The following is a 21,565-nucleotide window of genomic DNA, read 5'->3' as shown; positions in this document are numbered from 1 at the left end:
CGTTAAGGCGCGGACGCGTCGCCGTCAACGCGGGGATGCGCGATCCTGGCTTGCATGCCGGCCAGCGGGTGCCGACTGTTGACCAGTTCGACCAGCCGGCGGCTGTCGACATGGGTGTAGATTTGCGTCGTGCCGATATCGGCATGGCCCAGCATCGATTGCAGCGCGCGCAGATCCGCCCCGCCCTCCAGCAAATGGGTGGCAAAGGCGTGGCGCAGCACATGGGGGCTGACCCGTTCGGGCGCGATGCCGGCCGCCGCGGCTAGTTGCTTCACCAGCTGATAGAGGCGGATGCGGCTGACATGGCTCTTGCCCGAGGGGAAAAGCCAGGGGCTGTCCGCCGGCACATGGGTGAGCCAGGTCGCGACGGCGGCACGGGCGCGGTCGGAGATCGGCACCAGCCGTTCGCGCGCACCCTTGCCCCTGATGATGAGGAAGGGGCGATCGACGGCCAGTGCCTTGCGCGGCAGCGAGACCAGTTCGGTCGCGCGCAGGCCCGAACCATAGAGAAGTTCGATCAGCGCCGAGAGCCGCAGGTCGAGCGGCGCGGGATGGTCCGTCTCCACCCGCTGCGCGATCAGGGCAAAGAGCGAATCGACCTCCTGCGACGACAAGATCTTGGGCAGTGGCCTTCGCGTGACCGGACGCGGCAGCACCGCACCGGGATTGTCGGCGCGCAGCCCCTCCTCCTCCAGAAAGGCGTAGAAGGCACGCATCGCGGATGCCTTGCGCGCCACGGTGGAGGCTGCGAGCGGCGCCCATTCGCCAGCAAGACGGCCAAGCGCATCCTGGCTGGCGGCGGCAAGCCCGCCGACAATCTCGCCCGCGCCCTGAAGGTCGGTGCGATAGGCGAGCAGCGTGTTGCGCGACGCGCCCCGTTCCGCCGCCATCATTTCGAGGAAGCGGTCGATCAGGACGGCATCATCATTCATCGCCCCGGACCGGGTCAGGACAGCCGGGTCAGGGCCTCGGCCGCGATCATCCGCGCCTCCGGGTCCAGCCCGACGCGATGCAGCGCCGCCACCACATGATAGAGATGGCCGGCCGGCAGGCGATGCCAGTCGCGCCCCTGCATGCCGACGGCAGCGAGCAGCGCCACGGTCGCCTTCTCGCCCCGCTGCGACGCGGCGTCGATCGCCCGCGCCCAGCGGCTGTTGGCGGCCAGGGTGAAGCCATTATCCTGCGCCAGCGCGGCCGCATCATTGGCCGACAGACGCGACAGGCCCGCCAGTGCGGCGATCAGCATCCGTCCCTTCTCAGGGCCGGCATCGCCGACATAGCTGGAGATGCGGCTGCTGCCGCTGTCGACCACCGTGCTGGGGGCACCGACCGCGAGCAAGGCCCAGAAATCCTGCGCGCCATCGCCATCGATCTGGCCGATGGCCTGCGCCCAGCGGGCCGCATTGCGATCATAGCCGGCTGTCAGCATCGCCGCGACCAGATTGGCGGCATCGCGCGCATCGGCCTGCGACACGGGCAGCGCAGCGGCAGCGCGGGCCGTGGCGATCAGGCCGACATAGTCGGGCGCGCCATTGTCGCGCCACAGCGTCTGCATCGCCTGGATGCGGGCACCCGCAGTCGGGCCGGAATAGGCATTGCGCAGCGCATCGACGCGATCGGCCAGATCGGACGCAAGATCGCCTTCGCTACCCAGCTCGGCATAGAAATTGACCAGCGCCTCGCTGGAGAAGACGCCCAGTCGCGCCGCGACTTCGCTGCCCGGCAGGCGACGCACGGCGGTCAGGGCCGGCGCGCGGGCTTCCCAGGCGCGGACGTGCGGGCCGACGCTACCGAACATGTCGTCGGGGATCGGCACGTTGAGCGCCGTCGCCAGGCCATAGCGCCAAGCGGTGAGGCCATCGACGCCGTCCCATTCGATCTTGACCGAACGACGCGCATTGAAGCCCGCGCCGACCATCTTTTCGGCCAAGCGATAATCGATGCCGCGCACCACGCCCTTGCGCTGGGCCTGATTGAGTGCAGCGCTGGCCGAACCCTGATCCCCCGACAGCGCAGGGCAGATCGCCCGCGTCATGTCCCAGCCCGGTTCCTTGCTGGTGCGCAGCGCGCCCGCCGACAGCGGGCACAGGCCCGCCGGATCGGCAGTCGCCAGATAGGTCTGCATCGCGATCGCGTAGAGACGCGGCGTATATTTGTCGGGATCGACGCTCTGCACCAGCAGCCGGGCGCTGTCCGCCTCGCCCATGCGCAGCAGCAGCCAGGCGCGCTCGGCCGCCCAGTCGGCGCCATTGATGCCGCGCGGCGTGTCGGTGGCGCTAAGCAGCGCGCGCCGCAGCAGGATGGAGGCCCAGCGCGACAGGATCGGCGCATGGGTCTGCTTCATCAGCGTGGCGAGATAGGGGCCATATTCCGCGCCGAAGGCGTCGGGTTCCATGCCGCGCGTGGCCGGCGTCAGCGGGCCGATGCGGTCGAGTGAGCGGCGGGCGCTCTGCGGCAGGTCATATTTGGCCTTTTCGGCGGCCAGTTCGTCCGCGCTCATCGCCTCGGCGGCATTGTCCACCGCATTGGCGACCGACAGGTCGAGCGGCTGGACGATTTCGCCAGACGGCGACGGCGTGACCGGCACGGTCGGGACGACCGGTGCGGGCGATGCCGGACGGGCCGGCTGCGCGGGCGTGGGGGTCGGCGCCGGGGCCGGATCACCAAAGCCGGGCGGCAGCAGCGATTCGGGCGCCTGCTGCGCGACGACCGGCAGCGCCAGGGCGAGCGCAAAGCTGCCCAGCGCCCATTTCGCATTCCCCCGCAGGCGGCTCATGCGGCTTACTGACCCAGTTTCTCGGCCGGGATGACCTTCTCGACGGGCTGTTGCGGCTGTTCGCCACCGCGCGACCAGAGCACGCCGATCAGCAGGACAAGAACCAACACCGCCGCGATCGGAAGGATCGGCAGACGGGTGCGACGGCGCGAACCGCCTTCGAAACTGCTCAGGGAACGATTATTCTTCATGGTCTCTTCTGCGGCTGGCCCGGCGATGTTTGCCGGACGACAGGGGAAAGTTGCGTTTGCCTCAGCGACGGCTGGCTGTATAGCCCCCCTCGCCATGCAGCGAAACAGCAAATTCCCGGAGAGCAACGCCAAGCGCGGCCCGATCGTGCTGATCGGCATGATGGGCGTGGGCAAATCCACCGTCGGCCGGCGCCTTGCCGCGCGCCTGGGCCTGAGCTTCGTCGATGCCGATGAAGAGATTGAGCGGGCTGCGGGCATGAGCGTGAGCGAGATATTCGCCCGCTATGGCGAGGCCCATTTCCGCGATGGCGAGCGCCGGGTGATCGCCCGGCTGATGGACGGCGTGCCCAAGGTGATCGCGACCGGCGGCGGCGCCTTCATGCAGGACGAGACCCGTGCGCTGATCCTGGACCATGCCACCACCATCTGGCTGGATGCCGATATCGAGGTGCTGGTCGATCGCGTGTCGCGCCGTGAAGGGCGCCCGCTACTGAAGGATCGCGACCCGCGCATCGTGCTGACCGAGCTGGCGGCGGTCCGCAACCCCATCTACGCGCTGGCGCCGATCCATGTGAAGAGCATCGCCGCGCCGCACGAGGTCGCCGTCGACCGCATCCTGGAGCAGCTATCCGCATGGCACTAGTCCCCGTCGCGCTGGGCACACGCAGCTATGACATCGTCATCGAACAGGGCGCGCTCGACCGTGCGGCCGACCATCTGGCGCGCTATGCCCGTGGCGGGCGGCTGGTCGTGGTCACCGACACCCATGTCGCCGCGGCACAACTCCCCCGGCTCGACGCCAGCCTGCGCCGGGCCAATATCGTCATCGAACCGATCATCCTGCCGGCGGGCGAACAGACCAAGAGCTGGCGCCATCTGGAGGAACTGCTCGACGCGCTGCTGGCGCTGGAGATCGAGCGCGGCGACCATGTGATCGCGCTGGGCGGCGGCGTGATCGGCGACCTGGTCGGCTTTGCCTCGTCCATCCTGAAGCGCGGCTGCCATTTCGTGCAGCTGCCCACCACCCTGCTGGCGCAGGTCGACAGCTCGGTCGGCGGCAAGACCGCGATCAACGCGCGCGCCGGCAAGAATCTGATCGGCAGCTTCTACCAGCCCAGCCTGGTGCTGATCGACCCGTCGGTGCTCGACAGCCTGCCGCTGCGCGAAACCCGCGCCGGCTATGCCGAGGTGGTCAAATATGGCCTGATCGACGATTCCGACTTCTTTACCTGGTGCGAGGCCAATGCCGACCGGCTGCTGGCCGGCGACGCGGAAGCCCGCACCTATGCGATCGAGCGCAGCGTGCGCGCAAAGGCGGCGATCGTGGCCGATGACGAGCGCGAGACGACCGGCCGCCGGGCACTGCTGAACCTTGGCCATACTTTCGGCCACGCACTGGAGGCCGATACCGGCTTTTCCGACACGCTGCTCCATGGTGAGGGTGTGGCCGCCGGCATGGCGCTCGCCTTCCGCTATTCGGCGCGCCTTGGCCTGTGCAGTGCGCAGGATGCGGAACGGGTGACCGCGCATCTGAAGGCGATCGGCCTGCCCCATGACCTGGCCAGCGCCCATGTAAAGGCCGACGGCGCGGCGCTGGTGGCGCATATGCTGCACGACAAGAAGATGGCGGCGGGCACCCTGCCCTTCCTGCTGGCGCGCGGCATCGGCCAGACCTTCCTGTCGAAGGATGTGGTGCTGGACGATGTGGCGGCGTTCCTCGACGCGGACCGCGCCGGCGCCTGACGAGGGCCTATTACACAGCAGGCAATTACCGCCCCGCCCTCCCAGGGAGGGGAGAAATATAGCCTTGCCCCGACATTTCAGCACCGATCGGCCTCGGTAATAATTGGGACATTCGCCCGCAGCATTTGCGGGCTAGATCATTCCTTGTCAGCGGCATCCCCTTGCAGATCCCCCTCTGTCGCCGCTGATCCTCCCCTGAACCTCGGCCTCCAGCTTTTAGCTGGAGGCCCTTTTTTTGTGCCGTGCGCATCGCGTCCAGGCACAAAAAAAGGGCGCCCGGTGGGGCGCCCTTTCGATATCGTGCCTGTGAAAGGCCGATTACTTCTTCAGCGTCAGGCCGCCAAAGCGCTTGTTGAAGCGCGCAACCTGGCCACCGGTGTCCAGCTGGCGGTTGCCACCGGTCCAGGCCGGGTGCGACTTGGGGTCGATGTCGAGCGCCATCGTGTCGCCTTCCTTGCCCCAGGTCGAGCGGGTCTGGAAGGTGGTGCCGTCGGTCATCTGGACGGTGATGAAGTGGTAATCGGGGTGGGTATCGGCCTTCATGGCGTCTTGCTCCGTGTGTGTGCCGGTTCCGACCGGCTATGGATGCGATAAAATGCGAAGGCGCGCCGTTAGCGTTTTCGGCGCGCCAAAGCAAGGAAAAGGATGTGCCTTCGCTCAGTCCTTGGGCGGATCGGCGATCATCGCGACGAAATTGGCTTCCGCCGCCAGCTTGCCGTCGATCAGCGCACGGCCGGCGAACTTGCAGACCGCGCCGCGCATCTGCGTCACTTCGACATGCAGGTCGAGCAGGCAGCCCGGCTCCACAGGGGTCCGGAACTTCGCGCCGTCGATGCTCATGAAATAGACGAGCTTGCCCGAATCCGCGAGCCCCAGCGAATCGACCACCAGCACGCCGGCCGCCTGGGCCATGGCCTCGACGATCAGCACGCCCGGCATGATCGGCCGGCCGGGGAAATGCCCCTGGAAGAAGGGCTCGTTCATCGACACCGCCTTGATCGCGTGGATCGACTGGCTCGGCACCAGCGACGCCACGCGGTCAACCAGCAGCATCGGGTAGCGATGCGGCAGGGCAGCCATGACCCGACGGATATCCATCGGGCCACGGGCTTCCTTGTTATCAACCTCTCCGGTCATCTTATCAGCGCGACTTGGGCGCCTGCGCCGGGTTGGCGGGGGCCGGAGCGGCAGCGGCCGGGGCCGCAGCCTGGCCCTGACGACCGCCCGGCTGCCAGCCGGCGGGCGGGGTGATGCCGACGCTGGGCACCAGCGTGTTGAGTTCGGTCACGACCGCGGCCGTGATGTCGACGGTCGGCTGATAGGACACGGTCGCGTCGGGCGACAGGACCAGGTCGACCTTCGCCTTGGTCATGGCGGCCTTCAGCGCGTCCGACAGCTTCGCGGTGATCTGTTCCTCGACATAGGCGTTGGCGAGCGCGATCGGCTGACCCAGGCGCTGCAGTTCGGCCTGCGCGGTCTGCTGCGACTGCTGGAACTGCTGATACTGGGTTTCGATCGCCGGGGTCGGCTTGCCGCCGGCCGCCTTCAACGCGGCCTGCAGGGCGTCGCCCTTGGTCTTGAGATCGGTGTCGATCGCGGTCTTGCGCGCGGTGAAGCTGTCGATCTGCGCCTTGTAGGTCGTCTGGATCTGGGTGCGGGCGGTCGAATAGGCCGCGCTGGTGGCAACCGCGCGCTGCAGATCGACGACGGCGATGCCCTGCTTCGACTGGGCAGCGGCCGGCGCGGCGGTCAGAGCGATGGCGGTGACAGGCGCGATACCGAGCGCCAGAGCCTTGATAAACGTCTTCATCAGAATTGAGTCCCTACGTTGAAGGTGATGAGTTTGTTGTCGTCCCCTGGTTCCTTGAGCAGGGCCTTGGCGATGTCGATGCGGAACGGCCCGAAGGGCGAGTTCCAGTTGACACCGAAGCCCACGGACAGACGCGGTTTCAGCGTGTCGCCCAGATAATCTTCCTCGAACATGCCGCTCTTGGTGTCATAGCCAACAGGGCAGACCGGGCTGGCCGCCGTGCCGGTCGCACGGACGGTGCTCAGCGAACCGGTGGAGTCGGAGCAATAGCCCGCAAAGTTGATGGTGCCCGGATTCTTCAGGCCGGCAACGGCGCCGACATCCGCGAAGATCGACGGACGCAGGCCCATTTCACGGGCACCCGAACCCAGCGGAATCTCCATTTCGGCGCGGGCCATATAATAGACGCGGCCACCCAGCGCGTCATCCGACACATTATTGTTGCCGGTCTGGCGGACATAGCTGGTGGAACCGTCATCATTGGTCTGCGAAACCAGATAATAGCGCTTCACGCGCGGACCAACGCCGCGAATGTCGAAGCCGCGCATCTGCGGTTCGCCCAGGAAGAAGCGGTCGGTCAGGCGGATCGGGTCGACTTCGGCGCCGGTGGCGTCATAGCGCGTGCCCTGGAGGCTGTGGATATAGCCGCCTTCGCCCGACAGCGAGAAGATGAAGCCGCCGCCCAGGCCCCAATATTTGGCGGCATTGGCGCGGGTGCGGATGTAGCGGACGTCGCCGCCCAGGCCGGCAAAGTCCTGGCTGAGCGTGACGGTCTGGCCACGGGTCGGACGGATGCGGTTGTCACGGGTATCATAGATCAGCGAGTAGCCGATCGACGAGGTCGTGCGCTTGCCGATGGCATCGCAGAGATAGCGGCCGGCCAGCAGCGGGTCGCAGACGCCGTCGGTATAATAGGTGTCCTTGTCCAGCGTCACGTCGTCGAAGTTCAGCGTGTAGCGCAGCGCCAGCGACACATATTCGGTGATCGGCACGCCGGCCCGCAGCTGGAAGCCGGTCGTGGTCTGTTCATAGGTGGTGTCGCGGTCGTTATTGCTGAGATAACGGAAGCTGTTGAGGTCGCGGCGATAGATGTCGCCGCCCAGCGCGATATTCTTGTCCATGAAGTAAGGCTCGGTGAAGCCCACTTCGACCGACTTGGAATAAGCCGAATAATTGACCGAGGTGCGCAGTTCCTGGCCCTTGCCGCGGAAGTTGCGCTGGGTGATCGACGCCGAGATGATGAAGCGTTCGAGCGAGGAGTAGCCGGCCGAGAGCGAGAGTTCGCCGGTCGACTTTTCCTGGACGTTGGTTTCCAGCACGATGCGGTCGGGCGCCGAGCCGGGCTTCTGCTCGATGTCCAGCTTCTCCTGGAAGAAGCCGAGCGAGTTGATACGGTCCTTCGAGCGCTTGACGAGGAAGCCGTTGAAGGCGTCGCCTTCGGCCAGGCGGAACTCGCGGCGGACGACCTTGTCCTGGGTCAGCGTGTTGCCGTTGATGTCGACGCGCTCGACATAGACGCGCGGGGCGTTGGCGATGCGGAAATTGATCCCCATCGTCAGGTCGTCCTTCGACCGGTTGAAGTCGGGTTCGACCTGGGCGAAGGCATAGCCGAACAGGCCGGCGGTTTCGCTCAGCGTGTCGACCGTGTCCTCGACCTGCTTGGCGTTGTACCAGTCGCCCTTCTTCATCGGCAGGCGGCGGGTCAGCGCATCGCCCGACAGGTCGCGAATGTCGCTCTCGACCTTCACGTCGCCGAACTTGTAGCGATCCCCTTCCTCGACCACATAAGTGATGATGAAGTCCTGCTTGTCAGGCGTCAGTTCCGCGACGGCCGAGATCACGCGGAAATCGGCATAGCCTTCGGTCAGGTAGAATTGGCGCAGCTTCTGCTGGTCATAGGCCAGGCGATCCGGGTCATAGCTGGTGCCCGACGAGAAGATGCGGAACCAACGCGACTGCTTGGTCACCATCTGGCCGCGCAGTTCGCCGTCCTTGAACTTCTCGTTGCCGATGATGTTGATCTGGCGGACCTTGGACTTGGGCCCTTCCGAGATTTCGAACACGATGTCGACGCGGTTCTGGTCCAGCTGGACCATCTTGGGCTCGATCGTCGCGGCAAAGCGGCCCTGGCGGCGATACAGCTCGACGATGCGGGCGACGTCGGCGCGGACCTTGGAGCGGGTATAGATTTGGCGCGGCGCCAGTTTTATTTCGGGACGGATCTTGTCGTCCTTCAGGCGCTTATTACCTTCAAGGACGATACGGTTGATGACGGGGTTTTCCTTCACCTCGACGGTCAGCGCGCCGCCATCGATGCGGATCTGGACGTCGGCGAAGAGTTCGGTCTCATACAGGTCGCGCAGCGCCTGATCGAGCGATTCCTGGCTGAAGGCCTGGCCCACGCGCAGCTTGGTGTAGGACATGACCGTGTCCTGCTCCAGACGCTGGGTGCCGGTCACGGTGATGCTGCGGATCGTGCCTTCGGACGTATTGGCCGTGGACGCCGCGATCGGCGCAGCCGCCGGTGCTGCCGGGGCCGCATTCTGGGCCATCGCCGGCACGGCCGACAGGCCCGCAATCATCGTCGTGGCCAACAGGGCCGCGATGATCGGACGCTGGCCCTTGCTGCTGTTCATCGCTGTCACCCGCTCACCTCAAAAAAGTAAAAAACTGTTTCGCCAGAAATAGACGGCGCCGAACCGCGCCTTCCCTGCCCGATGCGGCTCAGCCGATCAAGCCGGACAGCCGCTCCCACAATCCGAAAGACGACAAATCGTTGAAGGTCACCAGCAACATGACCGTCATCAGCAGCGCCAGACCCGACCGATAGGCCCAATCCTGCACCTGCGGGCTCACCGGCCGCCGCTGCACTGCCTCCACCCCATAGAAAAGCAGATGACCGCCATCCAGTATGGGAATTGGCAAGAGGTTGATGAACCCCAAGTTAATCGAGATGAGGGCGATGAAGAAGATGAAGCTCTCCAGCCCCAGCGTCGCCGCCTGCCCCGATACCTGCGCGATCTTGAGCGGCCCGCCCAGTTCCTTGACCGAACGATCGCCGCCGATCACCTGGCCCAGCGTCTCCACCATGGTGCGGATGATCTGGCCGGTGCGCTCGATCGCCACCACGGGGGCGCGCAGCAGGCTGACCGGTTCGATCACCGGTTCGCCCGGCGCGATGCCCAGACGTCCGATGCGGAACTTGTTGCCAAAGCCGTCATCTTCGCTGACCGCGCCGACATGGCCCTGCTTCTCGATCACCTGCCCCTTGCGGTCGAGCAGGATCGTCACCGGTTCGCCGGGACGGATCTGGGCATAAAGGCGGATATCGTCGAAGGTGCTCATCGCCCGGCCGTTGAGCGAGACAATGCGATCGCCCGGCTGGATGCCGGCCATGGCAGCGGCGCTGCCGGGCTGGACCATGCCGGCGACCGCCGGGGTCCGGCTTTCACCGTGCAGGAAGGCGAAGGCGGCCAGGATCAGGATGGCGAAGAGGAAATTGATCGCCGGGCCGGCGGCGACGATCGCCGCGCGTTGCCACAACGGCTTGGCCGGGAAGCTTTCGGCGCGATCCTGCGCCGACATTTCCAGCCATTTGGGATCGATCTGGCTGGCCGCGTTCATGTCGCCCTTGAAGCGGACATAGCCACCCAGCGGCAGCGCCGCGAGCCGCCAGCGCGTGCCGCGCCTGTCCACCCAGGCGGCGATTTCCGGGCCGAAGCCGATCGAGAAGGCCTCCGCCTTCACCCCGCACCAGCGTCCGACCAGATAATGACCCAGTTCATGCACGAAGACGAGCGGCCCGATGACCGCCACGAAAGCCAAGATGGTCAACAGGAAACCGGGATTGTGGATCAAACCGTCAATCTTTCCATCACATCACCCGCCATAACCCGTGCCGTTGCGTCGGCGTGCAGGACATCATCCATGCAGGCTGGCATCGGCGCGCTATAGCGGTTGAGAACATCCTCCACAATCATGGCGATATCAAGGAAGCCGATGCGGCCGGCCAGAAAGGCCGCCACGGCGACCTCGTTGGCGGCGTTGAGGATGGCGGCCGATGCGTCGCCGGCCTGCGCCGCCGCGCGCGCCAGGCGCAGCGCGGGGAAACGCCGGTCGTCGGGCGCTTCAAAGTCCAGACGGCCGATCCGGGCCAGATCAAGTGGCTGGCAAGGCGTGGCGATCCGCGCCGGCCAGGCCAATGCATGGGCGATCGGGATGCGCATGTCGGGCGAGCCGAGCTGTGCCAAAGTGGACCGGTCGCGATATTCGACCATCGAATGGATGACCGATTGCGGGTGGACCAATATCTCGATCCGGTCGAGCCCGACCGGGAAGAGATGGGCCGCCTCGATCAGTTCCAGCCCCTTGTTCATCATCGTCGCGCTGTCGACGCTGATCTTCGCGCCCATCGACCAGTTGGGATGCGCCACGGCCTGCGCCGGCGTGATGGCGCGCATATCCTCATAACCCAGGGCGCGGAACGGCCCGCCGCTCGCGGTCAGGATGATGCGGGCGACATCGCCCAGGCTGCTGCCGGCCAGGCACTGGAAAATCGCATTATGCTCGCTGTCCACCGGCAGCAGCGTCGCGCCCGAAGCGGTCGCCGCCTGCATCATCAGCGCGCCGGCCGACACCAGCGACTCCTTGTTGGCCAGCGCCACCGTGCCGCCAGCCTGCAGCGCAGCGATGGTGGGCTTGAGGCCCGCGCAGCCGACGATCGCGGCCATGGTCCAGTCGGCACCCGCCGCCGCGGCATCGACCAGCGCGCCCTCACCCGCCGCCGCCTCGACACCCGATCCGGCGAGCGCATCCTTGAGCGCGCCATATTGGGCTTCGTCCGCGACCACGGCGATCTTCGCACCGACCGCGCGCGCGGCGGCGGCGAGGCCAGCGACATCGCGATTGGCGGTCAGGGCAATGGCCTCATAGGCATCGGGCTCGCGCTGGATCAGGTCCAGCGTCGACATGCCGACCGATCCGGTGGCGCCGAAGACGGAAACGCTCCGCATCAGGCGCCCGCCAGGACCAGATAGAGCAAGGCGGCAAGCGGCGCGGCCGCCACCACGCCATCGAGCCGGTCCATCACCCCGCCATGACCGGGCAGAAGATTGCTGCTGTCCTTGACGCCGGCGCGGCGCTTCATCGCGCTTTCGAGCAGATCGCCAAGCTGTGCCGCAACCGCGAGCAGGCCGCTTGCCGCCGCCAGCTGGATCGGCAGGTCGGCAAAACGATAGAGAAGGAAGCCGGTGAGCAGGGCCGCCAGCACGCCGCCACCCAAGCCCGACCAGGTCTTGGACGGGCTGACCCGCGGCGCCAGCTTGGGCCCGCCGATCGAACGGCCGGCAAAATAGGCGCCGATATCGGTGGCCCAGACAAGGCCCAGCGCCCAGAAGGCGAGCAGCAGGCCATGGCTGTCGGGCGCCTGCCCGCGCAGGAACAGCAGCGCCATCACCGGCAGGCAGATATAGAGAATGCCGAGCGCCAGCTTGATCGCGCGGCTGGTGATCAGCACGAAGAAGAAGGAGGCCATCATCAGGCCGAAGCCGAGCCAGGACACGCCCGCCGCCACCGGGCAAAGGATCGCCAGCGGCACCGAGACGGCATACATCGCCATCTTGCGCTGATCGGACGAGGCGCCGGTCAGCATGCTCCATTCGCCCATCATCAGCACACCGGCGATCGACAGCAGCATCCAGAAGACGAAGCCGCCAAAGACCAGCGCGCCCACAGCCATGGCGATCAGGCCAAGGCCAACGATCGTGCGGGTCCGCAATTCACTCGACATGTTACTCACAGTCCGCCGAAACGGCGGTCCCTCATGCGGAAGGCGTCGAGCGCCTGCGCCAATGCCCGGCCATCGAAATCGGGCCAGAGCATATCGGTAAAATAGAGTTCGGCATAAGCCGCCTGCCACAGCATGAAATTGCTGAGCCGCTGTTCGCCCGAGGTGCGGATCAGCAGGTCGAGCGGCGGCAGATCGGCGGTGTAGAGTTCGGCATCGATCGCCTCGATGCCGATATTCTCGGCCGACAATTCACCGCTCGCCACCCGCTGCGCCAGACGCTGCGCCGCGCGCACCATCTCGTCCTGCGCGCCATAGTTGAGCGCGATCGCGATCACCGGGCCAGTATTGGCGGCGGTGCGCGCCATCGCGCTTTCGATCAGTTCGACCAGGCCAGGCTCCAGCGCCTTGTAGTTGCCGATCACCCGCAGCCGCACGCCATTGGCATGAAACTCGTCGATATCCGACTGGATGAAATGGCGCAGCAGGCCCATCAGGTCGGACACCTCGGTCGCCGGACGCTTCCAGTTCTCCGAGGAGAAAGCGTAGAGCGTCAGGCATTCAAGGCCCATATCCTGCGCCGCGCGGGCGACGCGGCGCACCGCCTCCACCCCGGCGCGATGGCCGGCGATGCGCGGCAACAGCCGCTTCTTCGCCCAGCGGCCATTGCCGTCCATGATGATGGCGACATGACGCGCACCATGGGCAGGCGCAGCGCTGGTAAGATCGGGCTTGGCTTGTGTGGCCATCAGATAGGAATGCGTGCTTTGGCCGCGAAAGAAAAGCCCCGGCTTACTGGCCGAGGATTTCCTTTTCCTTGGCCGAAGCGGCCGCGTCGATATCCACGATGGTGGCGTCGGTCAGCTTCTGGACTTCGGTTTCCAGACGCTTGCGCTCGTCTTCGCTGATCTCGCCCTTCTTCTCGTCGGTCTTCAGGCTGTCCATACCGTCGCGACGGACGTTGCGGACGGCGACGCGCGCGCCTTCGGCATATTTGCTGGCGAGCTTGGCCAGTTCCTTGCGGCGTTCCTCGGTCAGGTCCGGGATCGGCAGGCGCAGCGTCTGGCCGTCGACGATCGGGTTGAGGCCGAGGCCCGCCGAGCGGATCGCCTTGTCGCAGGGGCCGACATTGGCCTTGTCCCACACCTGGACCGACAGCATGCGCGGCTCGGGCGCCGACACGGTGGCGACCTGGTTCAGTGGCATGTTGGCGCCATAGACGGTGACCATGACGGGATCGAGCAGTTGCACATTGGCGCGGCCGGTGCGCAGACCGGTGAGATCGCCCTTCAACGCTTCGATTGCGCCGGCCATGCGGCGTTCGAGGTCGGACTTGTTATACTGGGCCATTATTAGCGCTCCTGATTTTGCACGATCGTCGCGGTGCCTTCACCCGCCAGCACCTTGGCCAGGTTGCCTTCCTCGCGGATGTTGAAGACGACGATGGGAATATGATTTTCACGGCACAGCGCGATCGCGCTGGCGTCCATGACCTTGAGATTGTCGGTCAGCACCTGGTCGAAGCTGATCGCCTCATAGCGGGTGGCATCCGCCACCTTCTTGGGATCGGCATCATAGATGCCATCGACACTGGTGCCCTTGAACAGCGCGTCGCAGTTCATTTCCGCTGCGCGCAGGGCCGCCGTGGTATCAGTGGTGAAGAAGGGATTGCCGGTGCCCGCCGCGAAGATCACGATCCGGCCCTTCTCCATATGGCGCACGGCCTTGCGACGGATATAGGGTTCGCACACCGACGCCATCGGAATGGCCGACTGGACGCGGGTGTCGCAGCCGATCTTTTCCAGCGCATTCTGCACCGCCAGCGCGTTCATCACGGTCGCCAGCATGCCCATATAGTCGGCGCTGGTGCGGTCGAAGCCCTTGGCCGCGCCGGCAAGGCCGCGGAAAATGTTGCCGCCACCCACGACCACGCACAGTTCGAAGCCCGCATCCTTCGCGGCGGCGATTTCGCCAGCAACGCGATCGACGGTCTCGGGATCGATGCCGAACTGGCCGGACCCCATCAGCACCTCGCCCGACAATTTCAGCAGGATGCGTTTGAAGGCTGGCCGGGTCATGTGGGGCAAGAATCCTTGATGGTTGGCAGGGGAAGCGGCCGGGACATTAGAGGCGGTAAAGCGCGATGCCAAGGGGCGTTTGTCGTGCGCTCCAGCCTCTTCATGGAGAAAGCGGCACCGATGGCGCCCGGCCCGACCGGCGCCGACCGACAAACGCACCACGCTCTCATAGAAAAAGGGCGCCCCGCAGGACGCCCTCTTCCCTTTGCTTGTCGCTCGATCGGCGATCAGGCGCCGGCGGCAGCAGCCACTTCGGCGGCGAAGTCGCTGACTTCCTTCTCGATGCCTTCGCCCAGCTGGAAGCGGACATAGGACTTGAGCGAGATCGACTTGCCGGCATCCTTGGCCGCCTTGGCGACGACGTCGGCGATCGGGGTCTTGTTGTCCATCACGAACAGCTGCGAGAGCAGGGCCTGCTCCTTGGCGAACTTGGCGACCGCGCCGTCGACCATCTTGGCGACGATTTCGGCGGGCTTGCCCGATTCGGCAGCCTTTTCAGCGGCGATCGCGCGCTCACGCTCCAGCAGGGCCGGATCGATGTCGTCGGCCGACAGGGCCAGCGGGAAGGCAGCGGCGATGTGCATGGCCAGCTGCTTGCCCAGCGGCTCCAGAACGTCGGCGGGGGCATCGCCTTCGAGCGCGACGAGCACGCCGATCTTGCCGAGGCCCGGCGCAGCAGCGTTGTGCACGTAGGGCACGACGACGCCTTCGGTCACTTCGACATGGGCGACGCGACGCAGATTCTGGTTTTCACCGATGGTGGCGATGTTGGCGACCAGCTTTTCGGCGATGGTGCCGCCGGCGGGGTGCGGCTGGGCCGACAGGGCTTCGGCGTCAGCCGCGCCCGATTCCAGCGCAACGGTCGACACGGTGCGAACGAAGTCCTGGAACTGGTCGTTCTTGGCAACGAAGTCGGTTTCGCTGTTCACTTCGACGGCAACACCCTTGGTGCCGGCGACGGCAACGCCGACCAGACCTTCAGCAGCGGTGCGGCTCGACTTCTTCTGGGCAGCAGCCAGACCCTTGGCGCGCAGCCAGTCGGTCGCCGCTTCGATGTCGCCATTGGCTTCGGTGAGGGCCTTCTTGCAATCCATCATGCCCGCGCCCGAACGGTCGCGCAGTTCCTTGACGGCGGCAGCGGTAATCTCGGCCATGTTGAGGCTCCTAAATCAAAAGGGGTTTAATCAGATAAGCACTAGGGCGCGTTCCGTAATGGACCGCGCCCTAGCCTGTCATTCTTGCAGTTCGAAGACCGCGGATCAGGCCTGCGCGACGACCTCTTCGGCCTCGGGCTCATCCAGAGCGCCCAGGTCGATGCCCGAAGCCTGCTGCGCACCACGGTTGCCCTTGGTGGCGGCGGCGGCAACGGCGTCGCAGTAGAGGCGGATGGCGCGGCTGGCGTCATCGTTCGCCGGAACCGGGAAGGCGATGCCGTCGGGCGAGACGTTCGAGTCGAGGATGGCGACAACCGGGATACCCAGGGTGTTGGCTTCCTTGATCGCCAGCTCTTCCTTGTTGGCGTCGATCACGAACATGACATCGGGGATGCCGTTCATGTCGCGAATGCCGCCCAGCGACAGTTCCAGCTTCTCGCGCTCGCGGGTCATCTGGAGGACTTCCTTCTTGGTGAAGCCGTGGGTATCGCCCGACAGCTTCTCTTCGAGGGTCTTCAGGCGCTTGATCGAGCCCGAGATGGTCTTCCAGTTGGTGAGCATGCCGCCCAGCCAGCGATGGTTGACGAAGTGCTGACCCGACTTGCGGGCGGCTTCGGCGATCGGATCCTGGGCCTGGCGCTTGGTGCCGACGAACAGAACCTTGCCGCCGCCGGCGACGGTGGCCGACACGAAGTCGAGGGCGCGCGCGAAGAGCGGCACGGTCTGCGACAGGTCAAGGATGTGGATGCCGTTGCGGTCGCCGAAGATGTACGGCTTCATCCGCGGGTTCCAGCGGTGGGTCTGGTGGCCGAAGTGGGCGCCAGCCTCGATCAATTGCTGCATGGTGACGACGGGGGTCGCCATAATCATTTCTCCTTCCGGTTGCTACCTCTGGGAATCAGGAACCTTGGATGGTCTCAAAGACCCGTCCGGCACCGGATATGTCGATTCCCATGTGGAATGGGCGCGCCTTTAACGCCCAAAACCCCGTTGCGCAAGGGGTTGACTCGCTCTCAATATGAGAACATAAAGTGAACAGATGGAACAAACAGTCTAAACGCCCGTTTGCACCGACATAGTGAGCCTAAGCGTGCAAATGGCAAGATAGAAAGTCAGCGGCCATGTTCACCATTGTTGCAGCGACCATTTTCTCCGCCGCCTTCCTGCTGGCGATCGGCACCATTGCCTGGATGTTTGCGCTCTATCATCAGAAGATGGCGGCAGCTTTGCTGTTCGAGCCGATTCCCCAGAACCCGCCCGTCTATCATATCCGCATCACGCGGAACCGCGTTCGCCAGCCGGGCCGCACCACTACCCTGTCCGCCCCCGCCTTGCCCGGCAGCGCGCTCGCTGCCTGAACAGGACATCCGGCTCAGCCGACAGGCTGCTTGCGCACTTTGGCGTAGGACAGGATGCCGAACGGGATCAGCAGCACATAGACGCCGCAGATCAGCAGCAGAGTGAACCAGGGTTGGGTCGCCAGCGCCGCCGCCAGCAGGCCGACAAAGGCGATGAGTTCCAGCCGAATGCGCTTGCGCAACCGCAGCGCCGACCAGCTATAGGTGGCGATGCTGGAGATCATCAGGAAGGCCACGAACGCGGTCCAGGGCGCGACTACATACCAGGCGCGGAAAATCTCTTCGCCCGTCACCAGCCACAGATAGAGCGGCACGAAGGTGAGGCCAGCACCCGCGGGCGCCGGCACGCCGGTCAGGAAGCCGGCCGATTTGTGCGGCTGCTCCTCGACATCGATATTGGCGTTGAAGCGCGCCAGGCGCAGTGCGCAGGAGAGCGCATGGGCAAGCGCGAAGATCCAGCCGAATTTCGGCATGGCATGCAGCGACCAGAGATAGAGGATCAGCGCCGGCGCGACGCCGAATGCAATCGAATCGGAAAGCGAATCCAGTTCGGCGCCAAAACGGCTCTCGCCCCGCAGCATCCGGGCGATCCGGCCGTCCAGTCCGTCGAGCACGCCGGCGAACAGGATGGACAATACCGCCCGCTCCCACTCGCCCGAAATGCCGTAGCGCACGCCGGTGAGGCCGAAGCACAGCGCCATCGCCGTCACCGCATTGGGCGCCAACATGCGCAGCGTGATGCCGCGCCGCAGCCCGCGCGGAACGGCGCGACGCCGCCTCACTGCTGGATGCCCGCAATCACGCGGCGATCGCCGATCTGGCCCAGGATCGTCTCGCCCGCGACGGTGCGCTGGCCCAGGATCACGCGCGGCGCGGTGCCGGCGGGCAGATAGACGTCGACACGGCTGCCAAAGCGGATGAGGCCGATGCGCTGGCCGGCGGCGACCATGTCGCCCGGCTTGACGAAGGGCACGATGCGGCGCGCGACAAGGCCGGCAATCTGGGTGAAGCCGACGCGCAGGCCGTCATGACGCTCGACCAGGATATGCTGGCGCTCATTATCCTCGCTCGCCTTGTCGAGATCGGCGTTGAGGAACTTGCCCGAAATATAGGTGACGGCCTTCACCGTGCCGCCGATCGGGGTGCGGTTGATATGGACGTCGAACACGCTCATGAAGATCGACACGCGGATCAGCGGCTGATCGCCCAGGCCATCGGGCCCAGCCATCTCGCGCGGCGGCGGCACGCGCTGGATCAGGGTCACCAGGCCATCCGCCGGGGCGATGATCGCGCCCTCATCCTGCGGCACGGCGCGGATCGGATCGCGGAAGAAGGCCAGCACCCAGATGGTGACCATCAGCATCAGCCAGCCGATGATTTCCCAGCCCATCACGAAGAACAGGCCGGTGATCGCAGCCGCGATCGCGCCGAACTTCACCCCTTCGGGATGGACCGAGGGGAAGCGCCATTTGACATTGCCGCCTGCGGCAATCGTGATCTCGTCATTTTCCATGGGCATGTCTTTAGGGGGAGACATTGATCCTGACAACGACGATCCCCGTCCTTGGCTGCCGGCATGAACGCGCATCGCACAACAGTCTTGCGCATGCATCGCATGATCGGCCGGAAATCCGGCGCTGGACGGTTGAACATTGGCGGCGCAGGCCGTAGGGCGTCCCCATAATTCCACCCAAGAGAAGAAGGCGAATAGGCGCTATGGCGAAGATCAAGGTGAAAAACCCCGTCGTGGAAATCGACGGCGACGAAATGACCCGCATCATCTGGGAATGGATCCGTGAGCGCCTCATTCTCCCCTATCTCGACGTCGACCTGAAATATTATGACCTGTCGGTCGAGAAGCGCGACGAGACCAGCGACCAGATCACGATCGACGCGGCCAACGCGATCAAGGAATATGGCGTCGGCGTGAAGTGCGCCACCATCACCCCCGACGAAGCGCGCGTCGAGGAATTCGGCCTCAAGAAGATGTGGAAGTCGCCCAACGGCACCATCCGCAACATCCTGGGCGGCGTCGTGTTCCGCGAACCGATCGTCATCAAGAATGTCCCCCGCCTGGTTCCGGGCTGGACCGACCCGATCGTCGTCGGCCGTCACGCCTTTGGCGACCAGTATAAGGCCACCGATTTCAAGGTGCCCGGCGCCGGCACGCTGACCATGAAGTGGGTCGGCACCAATGGCGAGGAACTCGAATATGAAGTGTTCGAATTCCCCAGCGCCGGCGTTGCCATGGGCATGTACAATCTCGACGAATCGATCCGCGATTTCGCCAAGGCCAGCTTCAACTATGGCCTGAACCGCGGCTGGCCCGTCTATCTGTCGACCAAGAACACCATCCTCAAGGCCTATGACGGCCGCTTCAAGGATCTGTTCCAGGAAGTGTTCGACGCCGAATTCGCCGACAAGTTCAAGGCGGCCGGCATCGTCTACGAACATCGCCTGATCGACGACATGGTCGCTTCGGCGCTGAAGTGGAGCGGCAAGTTCGTCTGGGCCTGCAAGAATTATGACGGCGACGTCCAGTCGGACACCGTGGCCCAGGGCTTCGGCTCGCTCGGCCTGATGACCTCCGTCCTGCTGTCGCCCGACGGCAAGACCGTGGAAGCCGAAGCCGCGCACGGCACTGTCACCCGCCACTATCGCCAGCACCAGCAGGGCAAGGCGACCTCGACCAACCCGATCGCCTCGATCTTCGCCTGGACCCAGGGCCTGTCGTTCCGCGGCAAGTTCGACGACACGCCGGACGTCGTGAAGTTCGCCGAGACGCTGGAGCGGGTCTGCATCAAGACCGTCGAAGGCGGCGCGATGACCAAGGATCTGGCCCTGCTGATCGGCCCGGATCAGGCCTGGATGACCACGGAGCAGTTCTTCGAGGCGATCCGCGTCAATCTGGAAGCCGAAATGGCCAAGTGGGCCTGATAAAGGCTTTTTACCGGAACTGATCGCTTCCTGAAGCTTTCAATACGGAAACGGAACGAGGCGGCGCCGCATCCCGGCGCCGCCTTTTCCTTTTCGGATTGATGCGACGGGAGCAAAGAATGACCACGACAGCCAAGAAGCGCCTGGAAGTCCGGGCGGCGGTGCCCGGCGATGTGCGCGGCATCCAGCGGCTGATCGCCCGCGCCTATCCCGGCATGCCCAATTATTCGCTGGCCACCATCCGCGGCCAGATCAACAACTTCCCCAATGGCTGCTTCGTCGCCCTCTATGACAGCAAGGTGGTGGGCTATTGCGCCACCATGCGCGTCAGCAAGGCGATGGCCTTTTCCCATCATGACTGGGAGGAAATCACCGCCAACGGTTTCGGCACCCGTCACAGCGCCGCGGGCGAATGGCTCTATGGCTATGAAATGGCGGTCGATCCCAAGCTGCGCGGACTGCGCATCGGCCAGCGCCTCTATGACGAGCGCAAGGAACTGGCCGAGGAACTCGACCTGCACGGCATCGTCATTGCGGGCCGCATGCCCGGCTATGCCCGCGCCAAGCGCCGGGCCGGCAGCCCGGCCGACTATCTGGAAAAGGTGGTCAGCGGCAAGCTGCGCGACCAGGTCATCAGCTTCCAGTTGAAGAACCAGTTCGAGCCGCTGGGCGTGCTGGAAAATTACCTGCCCGAAGACAAGCAGTCGGACGGACATGCCGCGCATCTGGTCTGGCGCAACCCCTATGTCGATCCGGACGAGGCGCCGGAAATGCGGGTGCCGCGCGGCGTCGAAAGCGTCCGCCTCGCCACCTGCCAGCTCCAGGCGCGCGCGGTGAAGGATTTCGACGAGTTCGTCCGTAACATCGAATATTTCGTCGACGTGGCGGCCGATTACCGGTCGGACTTCATCGTCTTCCCCGAGCTGTTCACCCTGCCCCTGCTCTCGTTCGAGACCAAGAAGCTGTCGCCGATCGAAGCGATCGACCGGCTGACCGGCTATACCCCGCGCCTGACCAAGGAACTGACGCGGATGGCGCTGGAATATAATATCAACATCATCGGCGGGTCGCACCCAACCCGCGCCGACGATGGCGACATCCAGAATATCGCCTATGTCGCGCTGCGCGACGGATCGGTCCACACCCAGGAAAAGATCCACCCGACCCCCAACGAAGCCTTCTGGTGGAACATCAAGGGCGGCGACGCGCTCGACGTGATCCAGACCGACTGCGGCCCGATCGGCGTGCTGATCTGCTATGACAGCGAATTTCCCGAACTGGCCCGCCGCCTGGTCGATCAGGGGGCGCGCATCATCTTCGTCCCCTTCTGCACCGACTCGCGCCTGGGCTATATGCGCGTGCGCTATTGCGCGCAGGCCCGCGCGATCGAGAATCAATGCTATGTCGTGATGTCGGGCAATGTCGGCAATCTGCCGAACGTCGACAATATGGACATCCAATATGCCCAGAGCGCGATCCTGACGCCGTGCGACCTGCCCTTCGCGCGGGACGGCATCGCAGCCGAGGCGAGCGAGAATGTCGAAACGCTGACCATGGCGGACGTGAACCTGGCCGACCTCAGCTGGGCGCGGGCCGAAGGCACGGTCCGCAACCTGCGCGACCGCCGCTTCGACCTTTATCATATCGACTGGGACAGCAATCCCGACCACAGCCACGCGCCAAGCGGCGGCCCGGTGCCGGCCGGTGGCCATAATTCGCCGGGCGGTGGCTGA

At 65.2% G+C, this 21,565-nt stretch carries 22 protein-coding genes; 5 read left to right on the top strand and 17 right to left on the bottom strand.

What is annotated here, in order from left to right; all coding sequences use genetic code 11:
• Window positions 1-2: 2 nt before the first annotated feature.
• The 3 genes from A0U87_RS08365 to A0U87_RS08355 are packed head-to-tail and all read right to left on the bottom strand — an operon-like array spanning window position 3 to window position 2,967.
• Window positions 3-932, bottom strand: coding sequence for a tyrosine recombinase (locus A0U87_RS08365; protein ID WP_048937847.1), 930 nt, complete (start codon window positions 930-932; stop codon window positions 3-5).
• A gap of 14 nt (window positions 933-946) precedes the next feature.
• The gene (locus tag A0U87_RS08360; protein WP_048937846.1) at window positions 947-2,776 is read right to left on the bottom strand and encodes a hypothetical protein; all 1,830 of its coding nucleotides are present in this window, start codon (window positions 2,774-2,776) and stop codon (window positions 947-949) included.
• Between the two features lie 5 nt (window positions 2,777-2,781).
• Window positions 2,782-2,967: a hypothetical protein gene (locus A0U87_RS08355; protein WP_004211192.1), complete on the bottom strand. Its 186-nt coding sequence runs from the start codon at window positions 2,965-2,967 to the stop codon at window positions 2,782-2,784.
• A 94-nt stretch (window positions 2,968-3,061) separates the two neighbouring features.
• Between A0U87_RS08355 and A0U87_RS08350 the strand changes: the two genes are divergently transcribed.
• Window positions 3,062-3,610, top strand: a complete 549-nt coding sequence (locus tag A0U87_RS08350) for a shikimate kinase (RefSeq protein ID WP_048937845.1) — start codon at window positions 3,062-3,064, stop codon at window positions 3,608-3,610.
• Window positions 3,601-4,710: a 3-dehydroquinate synthase gene (aroB, locus tag A0U87_RS08345; RefSeq protein ID WP_048937844.1), complete on the top strand. Its 1,110-nt coding sequence runs from the start codon at window positions 3,601-3,603 to the stop codon at window positions 4,708-4,710. Before A0U87_RS08350 ends, aroB begins: the two co-directional genes overlap by 10 nt.
• Window positions 4,711-5,028: 318 nt before the next feature.
• Here aroB and rpmE read toward each other — a convergent pair whose 3' ends face one another.
• The 12 genes from rpmE to rpsB all read right to left on the bottom strand — a co-directional run bounded on the left by rpmE (window position 5,029) and on the right by rpsB (window position 16,401).
• A complete protein-coding gene (gene rpmE / locus A0U87_RS08340) occupies window positions 5,029-5,253 on the bottom strand; it encodes a 50S ribosomal protein L31 (RefSeq protein WP_004211187.1) in 225 nt (74 codons plus the stop codon).
• Window positions 5,254-5,367: 114 nt separating this feature from the next.
• Window positions 5,368-5,847: a 3-hydroxyacyl-ACP dehydratase FabZ gene (fabZ, locus tag A0U87_RS08335; protein WP_004211185.1), complete on the bottom strand. Its 480-nt coding sequence runs from the start codon at window positions 5,845-5,847 to the stop codon at window positions 5,368-5,370.
• Window positions 5,848-5,851: 4 nt separating this feature from the next.
• On the bottom strand, window positions 5,852-6,520 hold the full coding sequence (locus A0U87_RS08330; protein WP_004211184.1) for an OmpH family outer membrane protein: 669 nt from the start codon (window positions 6,518-6,520) through the stop codon (window positions 5,852-5,854).
• Window positions 6,520-9,156: an outer membrane protein assembly factor BamA gene (gene bamA / locus A0U87_RS08325; RefSeq protein WP_137405434.1), complete on the bottom strand. Its 2,637-nt coding sequence runs from the start codon at window positions 9,154-9,156 to the stop codon at window positions 6,520-6,522. Before bamA ends, A0U87_RS08330 begins: the two co-directional genes overlap by 1 nt.
• Before the next feature lie 88 nt (window positions 9,157-9,244).
• On the bottom strand, window positions 9,245-10,378 hold the full coding sequence (gene rseP, locus A0U87_RS08320) for an RIP metalloprotease RseP (RefSeq protein WP_048937842.1): 1,134 nt from the start codon (window positions 10,376-10,378) through the stop codon (window positions 9,245-9,247).
• Window positions 10,375-11,532, bottom strand: a complete 1,158-nt coding sequence (locus A0U87_RS08315) for a 1-deoxy-D-xylulose-5-phosphate reductoisomerase (RefSeq protein WP_048937841.1) — start codon at window positions 11,530-11,532, stop codon at window positions 10,375-10,377. The genes rseP and A0U87_RS08315 overlap by 4 nt, the downstream gene beginning before the upstream one ends.
• Window positions 11,532-12,308, bottom strand: a complete 777-nt coding sequence (locus tag A0U87_RS08310) for a phosphatidate cytidylyltransferase (RefSeq protein ID WP_137405433.1) — start codon at window positions 12,306-12,308, stop codon at window positions 11,532-11,534. Before A0U87_RS08310 ends, A0U87_RS08315 begins: the two co-directional genes overlap by 1 nt.
• 5 nt (window positions 12,309-12,313) lie before the next feature.
• Entirely contained in the window at window positions 12,314-13,054 is a 741-nt protein-coding gene (locus A0U87_RS08305; RefSeq protein ID WP_010337468.1) for an isoprenyl transferase, read from the bottom strand.
• Window positions 13,055-13,097: 43 nt separating this feature from the next.
• The gene (gene frr, locus A0U87_RS08300) at window positions 13,098-13,655 is read right to left on the bottom strand and encodes a ribosome recycling factor (RefSeq protein WP_004211176.1); all 558 of its coding nucleotides are present in this window, start codon (window positions 13,653-13,655) and stop codon (window positions 13,098-13,100) included.
• Window positions 13,656-13,657: 2 nt separating this feature from the next.
• Window positions 13,658-14,383, bottom strand: a complete 726-nt coding sequence (pyrH, locus tag A0U87_RS08295) for a UMP kinase (RefSeq protein ID WP_004211175.1) — start codon at window positions 14,381-14,383, stop codon at window positions 13,658-13,660.
• Window positions 14,384-14,610: 227 nt separating this feature from the next.
• On the bottom strand, window positions 14,611-15,537 hold the full coding sequence (gene tsf / locus A0U87_RS08290; RefSeq protein WP_010337470.1) for a translation elongation factor Ts: 927 nt from the start codon (window positions 15,535-15,537) through the stop codon (window positions 14,611-14,613).
• Window positions 15,538-15,642: 105 nt separating this feature from the next.
• Window positions 15,643-16,401 carry a 30S ribosomal protein S2 gene (rpsB, locus tag A0U87_RS08285; RefSeq protein WP_010337471.1) on the bottom strand — a complete coding sequence of 253 codons (759 nt, stop codon included), beginning with the start codon at window positions 16,399-16,401 and terminating at the stop codon, window positions 15,643-15,645.
• A gap of 257 nt (window positions 16,402-16,658) precedes the next feature.
• Here rpsB and A0U87_RS08280 point away from each other — a divergent pair, with 257 nt between their 5' ends.
• A complete protein-coding gene (locus A0U87_RS08280) occupies window positions 16,659-16,895 on the top strand; it encodes a hypothetical protein (protein WP_048937839.1) in 237 nt (78 codons plus the stop codon).
• 14 nt (window positions 16,896-16,909) lie between these two features.
• Here the strand turns inward: A0U87_RS08280 and A0U87_RS08275 are convergent, their stop codons facing one another.
• The gene (locus A0U87_RS08275) at window positions 16,910-17,623 is read right to left on the bottom strand and encodes a phosphatidylcholine/phosphatidylserine synthase (RefSeq protein WP_048937892.1); all 714 of its coding nucleotides are present in this window, start codon (window positions 17,621-17,623) and stop codon (window positions 16,910-16,912) included.
• A gap of 50 nt (window positions 17,624-17,673) precedes the next feature.
• Window positions 17,674-18,408, bottom strand: coding sequence for a phosphatidylserine decarboxylase (locus tag A0U87_RS08270; RefSeq protein ID WP_029547694.1), 735 nt, complete (start codon window positions 18,406-18,408; stop codon window positions 17,674-17,676).
• A gap of 203 nt (window positions 18,409-18,611) precedes the next feature.
• Here A0U87_RS08270 and A0U87_RS08265 point away from each other — a divergent pair, with 203 nt between their 5' ends.
• Window positions 18,612-19,832, top strand: coding sequence for an NADP-dependent isocitrate dehydrogenase (locus A0U87_RS08265; protein ID WP_048937838.1), 1,221 nt, complete (start codon window positions 18,612-18,614; stop codon window positions 19,830-19,832).
• A 119-nt stretch (window positions 19,833-19,951) separates the two neighbouring features.
• On the top strand, window positions 19,952-21,565 hold the full coding sequence (locus A0U87_RS08260) for a bifunctional GNAT family N-acetyltransferase/carbon-nitrogen hydrolase family protein (protein WP_048937837.1): 1,614 nt from the start codon (window positions 19,952-19,954) through the stop codon (window positions 21,563-21,565).

Origin of the sequence: Sphingobium sp. MP9-4 (assembly GCF_005281675.1) — a bacterium.
GTDB lineage: Bacteria > Pseudomonadota > Alphaproteobacteria > Sphingomonadales > Sphingomonadaceae > Sphingobium > Sphingobium yanoikuyae.
This window is presented reverse-complemented; position numbering and strand designations above follow the sequence as displayed.